Genomic DNA, 16,295 nt, shown 5'->3' with positions numbered 1-16,295 from the left:
AAACGTTTAAAAAGAGGAGCTATTTATGCCGCAGTATCACAGCATCACATGCACCAGTGCATTAAATCAATTGAAACGAAAAATTCCTTATGGCTGGGATTTGAATATTTATCGCGGCTGCAGCCATGGATGCCAATATTGCTATGCGTTGAGTTCTCATGATTATCTGAGCGCCTCTGATTTTTCCAATGAAATTTACGTGAAAACGAATATTGTTGAAGTGTTGGAAAAACAATTACGCGCTCCTCAATGGAAAAGAGAAATTATCAATATCGGTGGTGTTACCGACAGCTATCAGCCAGCTGAAGCCAGGTATCGGGTCATGCCTGAAATTCTGAAACTGCTCATAAAATACAAGACTCCGGCGATCATCTCCACAAAATCCGATTTGGTCCTGAGAGATTATGATCTCATTGACGCCCTGTCCCGGATTACTTATATCAATATTGCCGCTACGGTCACTACGATGGATGAATCCATTCGCCGAAAAACAGAACCCAGAGCAGTAAAGAGCCAGTCCCGTTTTGATATGCTTAAGGCTTTCCGTAAAACAAACGCTTCTGTAGGACATCATCTCATGCCGATTATCCCCTATCTCACGGATGATTCCGATACACTTTCTGCTCTGTTTGAAGCCGGGAAAGAGGCTGATGTGCATTATGTTCTTCCGGGAGCCCTTTATCTCCGCGGGAAAACACGTCCCTCATTCTTTGACTTTATAAAAACAGAGTATCCCGAAAAACATGAGCCGCTTCAGTCCCTGTATAAAAAAGGCGGGGCTTCAAAAGAGTATAAAGACGAACTCTACGGACGTTTGAATCCTCTTCGAAAATCATTTGGCCTCTCCAACAGTTACAGTAAGCCGATGAAGGAAAAGCTGAAGGTCTATGGGCCTTCAGAAGAACAGGTTTCATTTTTAACCCCTTAAAACACTTGCAGGTATTGAATTATCTTTGAAAAAATGTTAGACTGTAACTAAAATAACAAAAAGGAGTAAAGAGGATGCGTAATTTATCTTGCTAATCAACAACTGGAACGCTCATTCAAACCCAGAGGTTAAGCCTCTTGTTTTGGCGCGCTCAAGCAAGAAAATTACGAAAAAGTCACTGCCTCTTTAGCACCACAAACTTCTTAGAATATGGATTTTTTGTGCTGTATATGATTGAGCCGCAGGAAAATTTTCTTGCGGTTTTTTACTTGTCAAAGTCTGTGTATTGCTAAAGGCTTTGCAAGAGAGGTACAATCATGTCACAAATCACCATATCACATTTAACATTTAACTATGAAGACAGCTATGAAAATATTTTCGAAAATGTTTCGTTTACCATTGATACCAACTGGAAACTTGGGCTTTAACCGGGATCAATTTGAACAGGATCTGGCGACCTTTAGCGAAGGCCAGAAAAAGAAGGTCTGCCTGGCCAAAAGCCTCTGTCAGTCTGCCCACCTATATTTGTGGGACGAACCCCTAAACAATATCGATGTGCTCTCTCGGGTACAGATTGAAGATCTATTGCTTCAAACCCCGCCAACCATGATCTTTGTGGAACACGACCGTTCCTTTATTGATCATGTGGCTACAAAAATAATTGAGCTTTAATCAAACCGGCAATTGCGAAAGCTTATGACGCTTTCGCAATTGCCTAACAATCAATAATAAAGGAGCATCACCATGCATATACGACCTAAACCATGGGCACGTCCAGAATTGGAAGCCTCCGGATTTTTCCAGGCCAATCCACCAGAGCATCGGGGCCAATGGCAAAATATTTTCAAAAAAAAGCAACCCCTCCATATCGAATTGGGCTGCGGTAAGGGGACCTTTGTGGCAGACTTAGGAAGTCAAAATCCGCAGATCAATTACCTTGCCATTGATTTAATTGACGCAGTTTTAGGAGTCGCTAAACGTAATATCGAATCCGTCTATAACCGGTTTGAACAGCCCCTTGACAATATTCAGCTGATGTCCTGGGATGTCGAACGTATTGATAACATTCTCTCCCCGGAAGACGATGTTGAACGGATTTATATTAATTTTTGCAATCCCTGTCCCAAAAGGCGCAATCATAAAAAACGTCTCACCCATTCCAAACAACTTAAAAAATATGCGGAATTGTTAGCCTCGAATGGCGAAATTTATTTTAAAACCGATAATGATGGGCTGTTTCAGGACTCCATCAGATATTTCGAAGCCTCTGATTTTAAGATCAAAACTCTGATCTGGGATCTCCACGCTTCGGATTATCCTGGAAATATCGAAACCGAGCACGAAAAGATGTATGCCTCTCAGGGCATCAAAATCAAGTTTTTAATCGCCGAGCTATAAGCTGCCATATTCTGGCTAATTATTAATTGTTAAAAAGTTTCAACTTCAAAAAACAAAAGTGCCGGCATGAAATATTATTTTCCTGCCGGCACTTTTTAAAATATCATCTGAACCAATACCATATAGATAACCGTTCCGCCGCCGATACTCAGAAGGTTGTTACGCTTCCAGATATGAAGGATTGCGACAATTCCGATTGCGATAAACTCGGGCAAACCATGGGGGGCCGTCATGATACTGACGTTTCTCAGACAGTACACGACTAAGATCGCCATGACTGCCGGCGGCAAAAGTTCTCCCAAAGCCTGTATGATCGCAGGAACTTTCTTTCCTCCCCCGAAAAGGGCAAACGGTAAGAAGCGAGTTAAAAAGGTAAGACCCGCCACCAGTAAGGTAATGAGAAATGGGGTAAATAAACTTGAACTCATTCACAGGCCTCCTGACAATCATCCTGTTTGACAATAGTATTTTTCAATAATAACAGCAGGCATACCGAAGCAATCAGAGCCGGCAAAATAAAAGCATTGGCGCCAAAAATAATCAGTGCTGCCGTTCCACAGCAAATTCCGATAATGGCCGGAATATGGGATGGAAAACTGTACCACTGCTCGATAAAAATAACAACAAACAGAGCTGTCATAGCAAAATCAATTCCGGTTGTGTCAAATCCAATAAAACTTCCGAGGATGCCGCCAATGGTACAGCCTAAAACCCAATAGCTTTGGTCCAAAACTGCCACTGCGAAAAACACTTTTTTCTTATTCAATTCTTCAGGAATCTTCATTCCGCAAAGTAGGGAATACGTTTCATCGGTTAATGAAAACACCATATACCATCCCCGTTTACCCATCGCTTTAAACTTTTCGATAAAAGATAAGCCATAAAAAATATGACGGCATTGAACCGATAAGGTTAAAATAATCATTGAGATGATTCCCATGCCCCCGCCCAATAATCCGATTAACACAAATTGCATGGAACCAGAGTACACTGTCAAGCTGATAAAAAGCGCCCAAACAAAATTATATCCCGCTTCTTCCAGAAGAATCCCGAATGCAATTCCCATGAAAACATAGCCAAACAGAACCGGCAGTGTTTGGATAAATGCGTATTTTAGTATTTCCTTTTTCGTTGTCATTCCCGTGACTCTGCTCCTTTTCTTAATTTCCCTTAATTCATTTGGTTATTATAGCATATTTTTTTTTAGAAAACCGTTTCATCTTATATTTTTATTGCATTTCCCCTTATTTAAGCTATAATATTTTATGCTTAAGTAGATTAACTATTAATGATTTTAACTATTTATTTCAGAAAGGAGATTTTTTTGATCAATTACGGACAACAACTTTTTAAATCTTTTCATCGAGTAAAGAAATCCAGCATGAATAGACTTAACCATAAGCGCTTTGACGGTCTCAAACCCCATGAGTTTTTTATGCTCGTCACCATCCTGAACCGTTATGCAGCTTTAAAAACCGAGCATGAAGCCAACGGTCTTCCCATTCCCCCGGGGCTCAAAATTTCCGAACTCAGCCGCTGTTCAGAAATTTCCATGCCCGGCGTTTCCCAAGTCATAACCAACCTAGTCAAACAGGGTTATGTCAAGCGAATCACCACCGATATGGATCGTCGCTTAGTTTATGTCAATCTTACCGAAAAAGGCGAAGCGCTGGAAAAAGAATATTCTCAATCCTGCTTTCAAATTTATGAAGATGCCGCCGCCATTCTGGGTACGCAAGAGACAACGTCGCTTATCTCATTATTGGACAAGTTATCGGCGGCATTAGATACCCTTGAAGGAAAACAAAATAATGAAAAACAAAATGAAAATACCGAAAGGAAAACACCATGATAAAACTCGCACGCTATTTAAAGCCTTATCTTGTTATGCTGCTCATCGCTTTGGCGCTGCTTTTCGTCCAAGCCATATCAGAACTTAATCTTCCCAATTTCATGTCTGATATTGTCAACGTTGGGATTCAGCAAAACGGTATTGAGCATGCAACTCCTGAAGCCATCAGCCAAGATGGTTATGCTCTCATGACGACTTTCATGACCGCAGCTAATAAATCAGAGGTTGACAAGAACTACACCCTCATGACTCCGAACGATACATCAAAATCCAATTATGATTCCACCCTTAAAAAATATCCGCTTCTGCAAACAGAAAGTATTTACGTATTGAATCAGTCGGATTCTCAAACATATGAAGTTCTTGACCCCATTTTTGGTCAGTCAACCTGGACCTTCATTTATTACATGCGTTCGCTAAGCACCAATACTGCTGATTCGACCGCAACTGAAAGCATGTCTAATGTGGATTTCTCGCAAGTTTATAAAGCCTTGCCGATGCTTACCCGCTTACCTTCATCAACCTTTGATGATGCACGGGCGCAGGCTTCCCAAACCCCTGAATCCATCCAGCTTCAAACTGCGATACAATTTACAAATCAATTTTACACCCAGCTTGGTATTGATTTAGGCTCGGTCCAAAACCTGTATATTTTAAAAATTGGCGGCCTGATGCTGCTGCTCTCTTTACTCAGTATTTCAGCTGCTATTGCGGTTGGCTTTTTTTCAGCAAGAATCGCTGCCGGGGTTGCTCAAACCCTGCGACGAGATATCTTTAGAAAGGTACAATGTTTTTCTAATGCCGAGTTTGATAAATTTTCTACCGCTTCTTTAATCACAAGAAGCACAAATGATATCACCCAGATCCAAACAATCCTGATTATGGGCATCCGGATTCTCTGCTATTCACCCATTCTTGCCGTCGGCGGTATCATCATGGCCTTGAGACGGACGACCTCCATGGGTTGGATCATCCTTGTGGCTGTCCTTACCATTGTCCTCATCATCGGAATTGTCTTTACCATTGCGATGCCCCGCTTTAAAATAATTCAAAATTTGGTTGATAAACTGAATCTGGTCACCAGAGAAAACCTGACCGGCCTCATGGTGGTTCGCGCTTTTGGCAATCAGAAGTTCGAGGAAAATCGCTTTGATGCAGTCAATAAAGACAGCACCCGAAACAACCTTTTTGTTAATCGTATTATGGTATTTATGATGCCAACGATGATGTTTATCATGAATATTGTCAGTGTTATGGTTGTCTGGGTTGGTGCTCACCAAATTGCCCAATCAACCATGCAAGTCGGTGATATGATGGCTTTCATGCAATATGCTATGCAGATTATTATGTCCTTCCTGATGATGTCGATGATGTTTATTATGATCCCCCGGGCCGCCGTTTCCGGAGATCGTATCCAGGAAGTACTTGCCATAGAACCAAGCATTATCGATCCCGCTACACCCAAGAAACTGCCAACAAATGACCGAACCACGCTCGCTTTCGACCACGTTTCTTTTCGCTATGAAGGGGCGGACGAAGATGTTCTCCACGATATCAGCTTTATTGCCAACCCTGGTGAAACAACCGCTTTTATTGGTTCAACCGGTTCTGGGAAGTCTACGCTGGTTAATCTGATTCCGCGATTCTTTGATGTTACTTCCGGTGCCATTCGCATTGATAACATCGATGTTCGGGAAGTCACACAACACGATCTTCGTGAAAAAATCGGATATATCCCCCAAAAAGGCACCTTGTTTTCAGGAACCGTCGCTTCGAATCTTCTTTATGGCGATAATAAAGCCACTGAGGAGGATTTAGCCATTGCCGCCCGGGTTGCCCAGGCCACCAGCTTTATTGAATCCAGTGAAGAAGGCGTTGAACGAGAGATTGCTCAAGGCGGAGGCAACGTCTCCGGCGGACAAAAGCAGCGACTTTCCATTGCCAGAGCGCTGGTTCGAAAACCGGATATCTATATTTTTGATGACAGTTTTTCAGCCCTGGATTACAAAACCGACGTCACTTTAAGACGGGCACTCAAAGAATACACCGGCAACAGTACCGTGCTGATCGTCGCTCAACGGATCAATACCATTATGCAGGCCGAGCAAATCATTGTTCTGGAACACGGCCGCGTGGTCGGAAAAGGGACTCACACGGAATTATTGAACAGCTGTGAGACTTACCGGGAAATTGCATCCTCACAACTTACCGAGGAGGAACTGACAATATGAAAAACGAACAACAACAGCCAAAACCAAAACGTGGTGGCATGGGTCATGGCCCGGCGGGAAACATGATGCCGGGAGAAAAACCGAAAGATTTCAAAGGAAGTCTTAAAAAACTCATGCATTATTTAGCGGCCTACAAGATAGGATTGATTTTTGTCTTTATCTTTGCCGTCGCATCCACCATCTTTAATATTGTGGGCCCAAAAATTCTGGGAAATGCAACCACTGCAATTTTTGAAGGCATTATGAACATCATTGCCGATAATGGCAAAGGGATTGATTTTAACTATATTGGGCAGATCATCCTTATCCTGCTTGGACTCTATGGCATTTCCGTCATTTTTTCCTGCATTCAGGGATTCATTATGACCGGAATTTCCATGAAGGTAACCTATAACCTGAGACAAAATATTTTTTCAAAAATTAATCGACTGCCTTTCAAATATTTTGATAAAACCAGTTATGGCGAGGTACTTTCATTCCTTACCAATGACATTGAAACAGTAAACCAGACCCTAAATCAAAGTGTTACCCAAATCATCACTTCAATTGCAACGATCATCGGAATCCTTGTCATGATGTTTTCGATCAGTTGGCAGATGACCCTGGTTGCCATCTGCATTGTGCCGCTTTCCTTTGTTTTAGTCATTCTCGTTGTAAAAAAATCCCAGAAATATTTTAGCGAGCAGCAAACTTATCTGGGCCATATCAACGGCCATGTTGAGGAAATGTACAGCGGACACAATGTGGTAAAAGCCTTTAATGGCGAAGAATCCTCTTTTGAAACCTTTGATCATTATAATGACACGCTTTTCAGTTCGGCCTGGAAATCTCAATTTTTATCGGGGCTGATGATGCCCATGATGAACTTCATCGGAAATTTAGGCTATGTCGCTGTCTGTATTCTTGGTGGTTATTTAGCCGCAAACGGAAGACTGACTGTCGGTGATATACAAGCGTTTATCCAATATGTCAGACAATTTAACCAACCTATCATGCAAATTGCCAACATATCAAACATTTTACAGCAAACCACTGCCGCCGCGGAACGGGTTTTTACCTTCCTTGACGAACCAGAAGAAGTTGAAGAAAACAAGACCGATTTTGATCTTGAAAAAATCCATGGCAATGTTGACTTTGATCATGTGCATTTTGGGTATGATCCGGAAAAAATCGTTATTAACGACTTCTCTGCTCATATCACCGAGGGCCAAAAAATCGCCATTGTCGGACCTACCGGCGCCGGCAAGACCACCATGGTCAAGCTCCTCATGCGTTTTTACGATGTGAATACCGGAGCAATTTTAGTAGATGGACATAATATTCAGAATTTCAGCCGAAGTGATCTCCGTGATCTTTTTGGCATGGTCCTCCAGGATACCTGGCTCTACAATGCCAGCATCCGTGAAAACATCCGGTATGGACGTTTAGATGCCACCGATTCCGAAGTTGAAGCCGCCGCTGTCGCCGCTCAAGTTGATTATTTTGTCCATACGCTGCCGGATGGCTACGACATGTTTTTAAATGAAGAAGCCAGCAATGTTTCCCAGGGACAGAAACAACTCCTGACTATTGCCCGTGCCATTCTAGCCGATCCAAAAGTCTTAATTCTGGATGAAGCCACCAGTTCAGTTGATACCCGTACTGAGGTACTGATCCAAAAAGCCATGGACAACCTGATGGAAGGCCGAACCAGTTTTATCATTGCCCATCGATTGTCTACCATTAAAAATGCTGATTTGATCCTGGTCATGAAAGATGGCGATATCGTCGAACAAGGAACCCATGATATTCTTCTGAGTAAAGGCGGTTTCTACGCCGATCTTTATAATTCTCAATTTGAGAATGCCGGAGCAGATGAAGAAGATTAATATAATTTAGCTTGTTAACTTATATATTAAAGGCCAACCTTATCAATGTGTGCAGTATACACTCAGATAAACGTTGGCCTTTATTTTTATAGTTTATCAATTTACTTCGCTCCTGTCTCAAAAAAAGCGCTCTGTTCCTTAATTTTATTATAATTTGATTATTCTTCCTAATACCGGGTATCACTTAAATGACAAACTAAAAACAAGGGGGGGAAGAAAAAATGCTATCAGAAGAAGAAAAAAGAATTGATGATGAATCCTTAAAGCCGATTGATCAGGTTAATACAGAATCTGAATCATCGAGAATTCCATTTTATTATACCAAAGTATGGCTTGCTGTTTGGAGTCTTCTAATTTGGCCAATTGGTATTTTCATGTTATGGCGCTATTTGGATGATACCCAAAAGAGCAAACTGCCACGAACCCAACTCATAAAAAAGAGACCGGAAGATCTATAACCGACACAAAAATAATTATTCCAAAAAAGTCCAGGAATGCAAGCATTCCTGGACTTTTTCTTTTAACTGTCAGATGGATTCAGTTATCTAGGCAGCTTGATAATAAAGGTACTGCCTTCCTCAACCACGCTTTCCACGGTAATACTACCACCGTGAAGATTAACAATTCGTTGTGATATCGTCAGACCAAGTCCTGTTCCCGGTGTACTTCGAGATTGATCCACCTTGTAAAAACGATCAAATATTTTTTCCTGTTCTTCTCTGGAAATACCCGCTCCGGAATTCTTTATTTTAATGACAATTTCTTCAGTATTGCCATGAAGCTCAATATTAATCGTTCCATCCGCCGGGCTATGGTTGATGGCATTTGTAAAAATATTGATGATAACCTGAGCCATCATCTCCTCATCACCCCGATAAACTATTTCATCCATCTGAATATCCAGATTAATATTTTTCGTTTCCCACTTTTCCTGAAGCAGCAGAACGACTCTACGAATTTCTTCATCCAAAGAAAACAGCTCTTTTTTGAGTCCAAGAATCCCATTTTCAAGTTCGGAAAGCTTTAAGACATTAGCGGAAAGTTTCCACAGTCGGTCGCTTTCATCCACAATAATATCCACGTATTCCTGTCGTTGTTTCTCCGAAATATGGGGATCTTTTAATAAATTTCCAAATCCTTTAATGGAAGCAATGGGCGTTTTGAATTCATGGGAAACATTGCTGACAAAATCGCGATGAATGTAGTCATTCTTGGAAAGCGCTTCCGTCATGATATTAAAATTTCTGGCTAAAACAGCTAATTCGTCATTTCCTTTCACCTTCAGTCTCAGATCAAAGTCACCTTCAGCCACTTTTTTTGTCGCTTCCGAAACAGCTTTAATGGGTTTCACAATCATAGCAACCATAATAAGCGTCAGAACAGTACCAAGCAATAGTGTTAAAAACAGTGTCGCTTTCTGACGATCAAAAAAACCGGATATTTGCTGAGTTTCCATATTAACCGAAGTAACAGCATATCCGTTTTGAATTTTTCCAATCGCCCCGGGAAGGTGATTTTTATCATGTTGATTGGTTAAAATAATGCCGCCATTTTCAATTGTTTGTCGGTCTTCTTCGGACAAATCAAATCCGGTTTCATTAAGGGTTAATACTGTCCAGGAAACCATAACGCCTTTATTAAACAAAGTGACAATCTCCTCATTTGATAAACCTTTCTGGCTCAAGGTTTGAACGGCCTCGGTCTGGTTTACCAGTTCTGACCTGGCCTCATCAAAAAAATTCCCAAATTGTGTATAATTAACAACGCTGAAGGTAACCGTTGCCGAGAAAAAAAGAATGCTTAAAAAAATCAGTATGAATTTAAAATAGATTGAATTAAAAAATCTTTTTCGCATGAAGCTCCTCTTTTGACATTATTTTATTGTGGCTTTGTATCCCAATCCTTTTACCGTAACAATTTTAAAATCTGTATTTGATTCTGTTTTTTCGCGTAATCTATTGATATGAACATCCACCGTACGATGATCACTTTCACTTTCATACCCCCAGATTTCGTCCATTATTTGGGCTCGGGTAAAAATCCGATTGGGCGAGGACAGCAGTTTGAACAGCAATAGAAACTCTTTTTTAGGCAGTGTAATGGTTTCATCACCAATATTTAATGTCAGCGCTCCATAATCCATAACGGTTTTTCCCACCGCCAACCGCTGTTCATTGACAATTTTGGAACGACGCAACAGGGCAAAAACCCGCAGCAGCATTTCATCCATGTCGACGGGTTTTACCATATAATCATCGGTTCCGGCTTTAAAGCCGTTTTTTTTATCATCAATACTTTCTCTTGCCGTAATCATGAGGATGGGGAGTTCAAATCCCCCATCCCTTAGTGCCTGAGTCAGGGCATGACCATCCAAATGAGGCATCATCACATCAGTGATCAGCAAGTCAATGTGATGTTTTTTGAGCACCTCCAAAGCCATCATGCCGTCGGCTGCTTCAAAAATTGAATAGCCTTCTTTTTCCAGGGTATCCCGAAACAGACGCCGAATGTGATTGTCATCCTCGCAAATCAAAATACTTAACATCTTATTCTCCTGTTTTTTCTTCTAAATACTCCTAAGGGCATCAATGGGGTTGAGTCGGGATGCCTTTCGGGCTGGCATAAATCCAAAAATAATGCCAATGATTGCCGAGAAACCAATTCCCAAAATAACGGTGGAAGCTGTCAGAGCAAATCCGATTCCGATGATGTTGGCCACAATCCATGCCAGGCTGACCCCCACAATAAACCCAATGATTCCACCGACGAGGCAGAGCACCACCGATTCAATCAGAAACTGGAGCTGAATTTGCTTTGGCTCTGCTCCCAGGGCTTTGCGAAGACCAATTTCACTAGTTCGTTCCGAGACTGAAACCAGCATCATGTTCATAATGCCGATACCGCCTACTACCAGCGAAATCGATGCAATTCCTCCTAGCATCATGGAGAGAATGCTGGTCATGCTTTTGATGGTATCGAGAATACTTTGCATGTTGACGATGGAATAACCATCATCATCTCCATTAAATGCTTTTGTTAAAACCGCTTCAATTTCCCGGGTTGTCGTATCGGCCATCGTTTCGTCGGCAATATAAATGGTCATGCTGTTGATATATTTTGCACCAACAGCCCCCATGGCAGTAGTATAGGGTATGATCACTGATTTATTTGTATCAGCGGATGCAAAGCTGCTTGATTCCTGTAAAATACCAATCACAGTATAGGTAATGCCGCCTATTTTTATTGGCTGTCCAATGGGATTCTTCCCAACATATAATTCACTCGCAATATCATTTCCGATTAGAGCAACTCTACTTTTATTTTCAGTATCAATGGTGTTGATGATTCGTCCCGTGGAAATAACGTCTTCGGTGTTTTTGAAATACACATCATTCTTACCCTGAAGGGTAATGTCATCCATCGTATTGCCATCAAAAGCCACGGTTGTTGTTCCTGAAATCGTCGGGGCAATGCCTGAGATATTCGAAAGTTCTGATATTTTATCCACATCACCTTGAGTTAATCCCTGTTTTAGCGGTGTCCCCATTACCTGAACCGTCACCGTATTTGCTCCCATGGACGCCACCTGATCAGTAACAGTACTGGTTGCTCCAGAGACAATGGTAATGAGCGCAATCACCGACCCAACCCCAATGATAATCCCCAGCATGGTGAGAAAGGATCGCATTTTATTGCTGACAATATTTTCTAGTGCCATTTTAATACTTTCTTTAAGCATTGTATACCCCCTCACTGAGATTTCCATCCACAATCCGCACAATCCGGCTGCCATTTTTAGCAACCCCCGGATCATGGGTGATCATGACAATGGTTTTACCTTCGGCATGAAGTTCTTTAAACAGATCCATAATCTGATGACCGGTTTGTTGATCCAATGCTCCGGTGGGTTCATCGGCCAGTAAGATGGTAGGTTCCGTCACAAGAGCTCTGGCAATTGCCACCCGCTGTTGCTGACCGCCAGACAACTGATTGGGTCGGTTTTTCATTTTTTCTGCCAATCCCACCCGCTCCAGAATATAAGCGCTTCGCTCATGTCTTTTTCTCTCTGAAACACCTGCATAAATGAGAGGCAACTCCACATTTTTCTGAGCGGATAACCGCGGCAACAATTGAAACTGCTGAAACACAAATCCGATTTCACGGTTTCGGATATGGGAAAGACTCACTTCCGATAAATCACGAATCAATTGGCCGGATAGATAATAAGTTCCACTGGTGGGAACATCCAAACAACCGATGATATTCATCAGGGTGGATTTCCCCGAACCCGAAGGTCCCAATACTGAAAGAAAATCGCCCCGATTTATTTCAAGATTGATTCCTTTTAAAACGACTTGCTTTTCATCTCCCATAATATAGGTTTTTACCAGATCTTTCATTTCTAAAATTTTTTCTGACATTAATTACCACCACTTGTAGCCGACTGTTTTAAGCTGGTTGTCTTTGACGTCGTGATTTTTGGAATCATAACCGTATCATTTTCATTGAGACCTTGAGTTATTTGAATTTTCACACCATCGGTAATGCCCGTCGTTACGTTTTGATTCTCAATGGTATCCGAATTATTTTTCACCATAACATAAGTTTGATTGTTTTCCCCAAATTGAATCGCAGCAACCGGAACCGCTAATGCATTTTCCGCACTTTCTTTCACAATAATGACTTCCGCATTCATTCCAATTCGGATTGCTGAATCACCCTGAAAATCCACAATTGCTGTAAAATAAGCAACCCCATTCTCGTTTTTGGCTTCCCGACTGATTTCACTGACTGTTCCCTGAACACTTCGACCAATACTATCGATATTAATCGTTACTGGTGAACCCTCTGCAATACTGGATAATTGATACTCATCTACTTTTATACTAACCTGCAAATTGGTATAATCCACAATATCCATAACTTCTCCCCCAGCGGGTACCGTATCATCTTCTTCATAATATATTTTCGATACCTCACCGCTTTTTGTGGCGCTAATCACTTCTCCTGTTGAGGTTTCATAAAGATCCGTATCTTTCTCGACTTCATCGCCCTCACTGACATAAAACTCACTTATCTTTTGAGAACTTGTCGCCATAATATTTTCCCTGGACTGGCTTTCGATGACTCCTGTAAACCGATTATCATTGACAATGTTCTCTACGGTAACTTTGGACTCGTCATATTGATTAGTTGTCTTATTCCCCAAAACCTGATAACCCACAATCGCGCCCAGTACAATTAATACCCCAACAATACCCCCAATTATAATCTTCTTTTTCGTTTTCACTTTTATCCTCCAACTATTGAATTTATTTTATAGTTGTATACTAAACATTCAATATAAACTAAAAATGAACTCTTTAGTTCTTTAAGTTATGTTATCTATCAGGATTTTCGGGGTATTAATTGAACAAAGCACATTACAAGAGAACAAGGAACCGGAAGCTTTATAAAAGACACAAAACGGATACAAGCCTTTAGATTACCTTAAGATTTCTTGTTATAAGTGTCGTTCCATGTTAGAATATATAAAGTTAATCACATTTCACAATTTAATATGAAGGAGAAATAAATAAAAATGGTTTCACAAATCTTTACCCTATTATTTATTTTAGGTATCCCGTTTTTTATTTATGGTATCTATTTTTTTATCGTTGGTTTATTTGGCTATTCAAAAAATAATAAATATACCTCCGCACCTCCCCGAAATCGCATGGCTGCAGTTATTGCCGCTCGAAATGAGGCTGGTGTTATCGGCAATCTTATTGAAAGCCTGCACCAACAGGATTATCCGGAAGAATTAATGGATATTTATGTTATCCCCAACAATTGTACAGACAACACCAAAGCAGTTGCTATCGCTCATGGCGCGAAAATCATGACCTGCACCGGTGAAGTTAAGTCGAAAGGTACTGCCCTTTCCCAGTTTTTTGATTATATCTTTAGTGAAAATGATGTTTATGATGCTTTCTGTATATTTGATGCTGATAATGTCGTTGATAAACATTTTTTTACATCAATGAATAATGTCATCGAATCTGGCGAAAAAATTGCCCAGGGCTATCGGGACAGCAAAAATCCAAATGATTCCTGGATTTCAGGCTGTCAATCAGTTTTCTACTGGACGCTGAATCGTTTCTTGAATTTAGCACGTAACAAGTTGGGTTTATCCGCTGCATTAAACGGAACCGGTTTTATGATGCATGCCGATGTGATTAAAAAAGAAGGGTTTAAGACTTTCAGTCTGACCGAGGATATTGAATTCACCACTCAATGTGTCATCAAAGGATACCGCGTCGCTTGGGCGCCAGATGCCATTACCTTTGACGAACATCCACTCACCTTTGAACAGTCCTGGTCCCAGCGCAAGCGATGGTCAACCGGCACCATCCAATGTTTTGAGCATTATTCACCACAATTGCGGGATCGTGTGATTAAAGATAAAAATCGTTGTTCTTTTGACATGATCATGTACTTGATTGCACCCTTTATGCAGGTTCTGACCTGTATTTACACTATCTGTTCCTTTATCATTTTAGGAATGCTATTTATCACCACCGGTATCTGGTCTAATGCCCTAACCCTTGCTATCTTGATTGCCGTTGGCGGAGTCGCATTCAGTGTTATCTTTACTGTCATGGTCTTATGGCTGGAAGGTAAAAAGATTAGTGAAGTAAACAATATTTCTATTTTTTCCTTTTGGTTTTACCTTATGTCCTGGATTCCCATTAACATTTTATGTTTCCTTAAACCGATTGAAATCTGGGAACCCATTGAACACACCCAAAATATTAAGATCTCTCAATTAGTTAAATAGCCACATCAAAAAAGGATGACCGTCATGGCCATCCTTTTTTTTTGCAAATAAATTTTAAACTGTTAAATTTTCTTCTTCAACGAGTTGATCTTTTTCGGGTGACGCTTTGCCTTCAATCATTTCGATCGCTTTTTCTTCTGTTTCAGTTGTTACTTCTGCTGTTGCTTGTTTATCGTCACTCTGTTTTTTATTTTGCCGGCCGACAAGGATGCATAATATAAAACTCCCTAACAGTCCCAATAAAATAACCCAATATCCCGCATTCAATTGAATGGAAAAAGACATTTTTAAAAAGTTAGCCTGTTCCCCAATAAAGTTTGCCAGAAATGTTCCAATATCACCAAAGGTTCCGGTTAATACCGAGCGAATCAACTCCATAGCACTATTGTTAACTTGTCCAACCAATTCGGCTATTTGAAGATTAATCTGATTATTTGCAATGGACGTCCCAATCCCAACCGCTGCAAAAAAGAACAGCATAATCCCGGATAGAACGATGGATAGCTTAATATTTGCCCTTTTATATAGAATCAAAGCCATTAAACCAATCATTAGGACAAAAAGTACAAACACAAAACCATTTGCTGTGGATTTATACCCATCAATCATCGCCATAGTCTCGTTAACCTGATTCATGGATTGGCGAGCTTGAATGGAGATATCATTGACTGCACCGACAATTTTTTTAGCATCTTGAATCGCATTCCAGGTATTCACAAGGATAACATTGAGTTCGTCGCCCCTTGCCAGCCTTGTTGCAATGATTTCCTGAACCTTTGGGTCAACAAGATAATCTAATGCCGAACTGGATAAGGCTTCGTTAACATTACCAATTACACCTTTATCCGGGATTGGATTTCTGAGCATTCCCAATACCGACTGATCAAATAGTTTAATATCTCCCAGTTTTGTATTATAAACAGTAATTTCATCAATGGGCTTCTGGAGCACGAAATCGCCCAGACTAACAGAAAGCATGTTATTTTCGGGACTTATTATTTCCAATGAATTATTCATGATCCCGGTTACTGAAACCCCCGCCTTGGCGCTCATAAATGGCATAAAAAAGCCGATGAGCACGAGCAGGATGCAAAACACTGCTCCAGTTCTTTGTTTGTTTTCCATAATTTTTGTTTTTACAAACTCAATACCATTACCCAACCGCTGTTTAATCATCATTTTATTTCCCCCCTAAAAC

15 protein-coding genes and 1 pseudogene are annotated in these 16,295 nt (G+C 40.8%); 8 read left to right on the top strand and 8 right to left on the bottom strand.

Going from position 1 to position 16,295, the window contains the following annotated elements:
• Nucleotides 1-25 precede the first annotated feature (25 nt).
• The 3 genes and pseudogenes from FZC41_RS08155 to trmB all read left to right on the top strand — a co-directional run bounded on the left by FZC41_RS08155 (nt 26) and on the right by trmB (nt 2,326).
• Nucleotides 26-928 carry an SPL family radical SAM protein gene (locus FZC41_RS08155; RefSeq protein WP_148566910.1) on the top strand — a complete coding sequence of 301 codons (903 nt, stop codon included), beginning with the start codon at nt 26-28 and terminating at the stop codon, nt 926-928.
• Between the two features lie 417 nt (nt 929-1,345).
• Nucleotides 1,346-1,600, top strand: a pseudogene (locus tag FZC41_RS08150) (ATP-binding cassette domain-containing protein); the annotation flags it as partial.
• Between the two features lie 72 nt (nt 1,601-1,672).
• Entirely contained in the window at nt 1,673-2,326 is a 654-nt protein-coding gene (gene trmB, locus FZC41_RS08145) for a tRNA (guanosine(46)-N7)-methyltransferase TrmB (protein WP_148566908.1), read from the top strand.
• 95 nt (nt 2,327-2,421) lie between these two features.
• Here trmB and FZC41_RS08140 read toward each other — a convergent pair whose 3' ends face one another.
• Together FZC41_RS08140 and FZC41_RS08135 are read right to left on the bottom strand one after the other, a co-directional pair.
• On the bottom strand, nt 2,422-2,754 hold the full coding sequence (locus FZC41_RS08140; RefSeq protein WP_148566907.1) for a branched-chain amino acid transporter permease: 333 nt from the start codon (nt 2,752-2,754) through the stop codon (nt 2,422-2,424).
• Nucleotides 2,751-3,464 (bottom strand): AzlC family ABC transporter permease, encoded by a 714-nt coding sequence (locus FZC41_RS08135; protein WP_148566906.1) that lies wholly within the window; start codon nt 3,462-3,464, stop codon nt 2,751-2,753. Before FZC41_RS08135 ends, FZC41_RS08140 begins: the two co-directional genes overlap by 4 nt.
• A 243-nt stretch (nt 3,465-3,707) precedes the next feature.
• On the opposite strand from FZC41_RS08135, the gene FZC41_RS08130 reads away from it, so the two are divergent.
• From FZC41_RS08130 to FZC41_RS08115, 4 genes are all read left to right on the top strand, one after another.
• Nucleotides 3,708-4,178: a MarR family winged helix-turn-helix transcriptional regulator gene (locus FZC41_RS08130; RefSeq protein ID WP_170253912.1), complete on the top strand. Its 471-nt coding sequence runs from the start codon at nt 3,708-3,710 to the stop codon at nt 4,176-4,178.
• Nucleotides 4,175-6,409 carry an ABC transporter ATP-binding protein gene (locus FZC41_RS08125; protein WP_148566904.1) on the top strand — a complete coding sequence of 745 codons (2,235 nt, stop codon included), beginning with the start codon at nt 4,175-4,177 and terminating at the stop codon, nt 6,407-6,409. Before FZC41_RS08130 ends, FZC41_RS08125 begins: the two co-directional genes overlap by 4 nt.
• Nucleotides 6,406-8,277, top strand: a complete 1,872-nt coding sequence (locus tag FZC41_RS08120; RefSeq protein WP_148566903.1) for an ABC transporter ATP-binding protein — start codon at nt 6,406-6,408, stop codon at nt 8,275-8,277. The genes FZC41_RS08125 and FZC41_RS08120 overlap by 4 nt, the downstream gene beginning before the upstream one ends.
• 221 nt (nt 8,278-8,498) lie before the next feature.
• Nucleotides 8,499-8,735 (top strand): hypothetical protein, encoded by a 237-nt coding sequence (locus tag FZC41_RS08115; protein ID WP_148566902.1) that lies wholly within the window; start codon nt 8,499-8,501, stop codon nt 8,733-8,735.
• 83 nt (nt 8,736-8,818) lie between these two features.
• Here FZC41_RS08115 and FZC41_RS08110 read toward each other — a convergent pair whose 3' ends face one another.
• From FZC41_RS08110 to FZC41_RS08090, 5 genes are read right to left on the bottom strand one after another with little or no spacing between them, the layout of a single operon-like run.
• Complete coding sequence (locus tag FZC41_RS08110) at nt 8,819-10,132, bottom strand: HAMP domain-containing sensor histidine kinase (RefSeq protein ID WP_148566901.1); 1,314 nt, start codon at nt 10,130-10,132, stop codon at nt 8,819-8,821.
• A gap of 18 nt (nt 10,133-10,150) precedes the next feature.
• On the bottom strand, nt 10,151-10,822 hold the full coding sequence (locus tag FZC41_RS08105) for a response regulator transcription factor (protein ID WP_148566900.1): 672 nt from the start codon (nt 10,820-10,822) through the stop codon (nt 10,151-10,153).
• A 21-nt stretch (nt 10,823-10,843) separates the two neighbouring features.
• Entirely contained in the window at nt 10,844-12,016 is a 1,173-nt protein-coding gene (locus tag FZC41_RS08100; protein ID WP_148566899.1) for an ABC transporter permease, read from the bottom strand.
• A complete protein-coding gene (locus tag FZC41_RS08095; protein ID WP_148566898.1) occupies nt 12,009-12,698 on the bottom strand; it encodes an ABC transporter ATP-binding protein in 690 nt (229 codons plus the stop codon). Before FZC41_RS08095 ends, FZC41_RS08100 begins: the two co-directional genes overlap by 8 nt.
• A complete protein-coding gene (locus FZC41_RS08090) occupies nt 12,698-13,567 on the bottom strand; it encodes an efflux RND transporter periplasmic adaptor subunit (protein ID WP_148566897.1) in 870 nt (289 codons plus the stop codon). Before FZC41_RS08090 ends, FZC41_RS08095 begins: the two co-directional genes overlap by 1 nt.
• Before the next feature lie 291 nt (nt 13,568-13,858).
• Between FZC41_RS08090 and FZC41_RS08085 the strand changes: the two genes are divergently transcribed.
• Nucleotides 13,859-15,097 carry a glycosyltransferase family 2 protein gene (locus tag FZC41_RS08085; protein ID WP_170253911.1) on the top strand — a complete coding sequence of 413 codons (1,239 nt, stop codon included), beginning with the start codon at nt 13,859-13,861 and terminating at the stop codon, nt 15,095-15,097.
• 54 nt (nt 15,098-15,151) lie between these two features.
• On the opposite strand, the gene FZC41_RS08080 is transcribed toward FZC41_RS08085, so the two are convergent.
• On the bottom strand, nt 15,152-16,276 hold the full coding sequence (locus tag FZC41_RS08080) for a hypothetical protein (protein WP_148566896.1): 1,125 nt from the start codon (nt 16,274-16,276) through the stop codon (nt 15,152-15,154).
• Nucleotides 16,277-16,295: the final 19 nt, after the last annotated feature.

This window comes from Acetobacterium paludosum (assembly GCF_008086595.1).
GTDB lineage: Bacteria > Bacillota > Clostridia > Eubacteriales > Eubacteriaceae > Acetobacterium > Acetobacterium paludosum.
The sequence above is the reverse complement of the archived record's forward strand: the minus strand, read 5'-3'. Positions and strand labels throughout refer to the sequence as shown.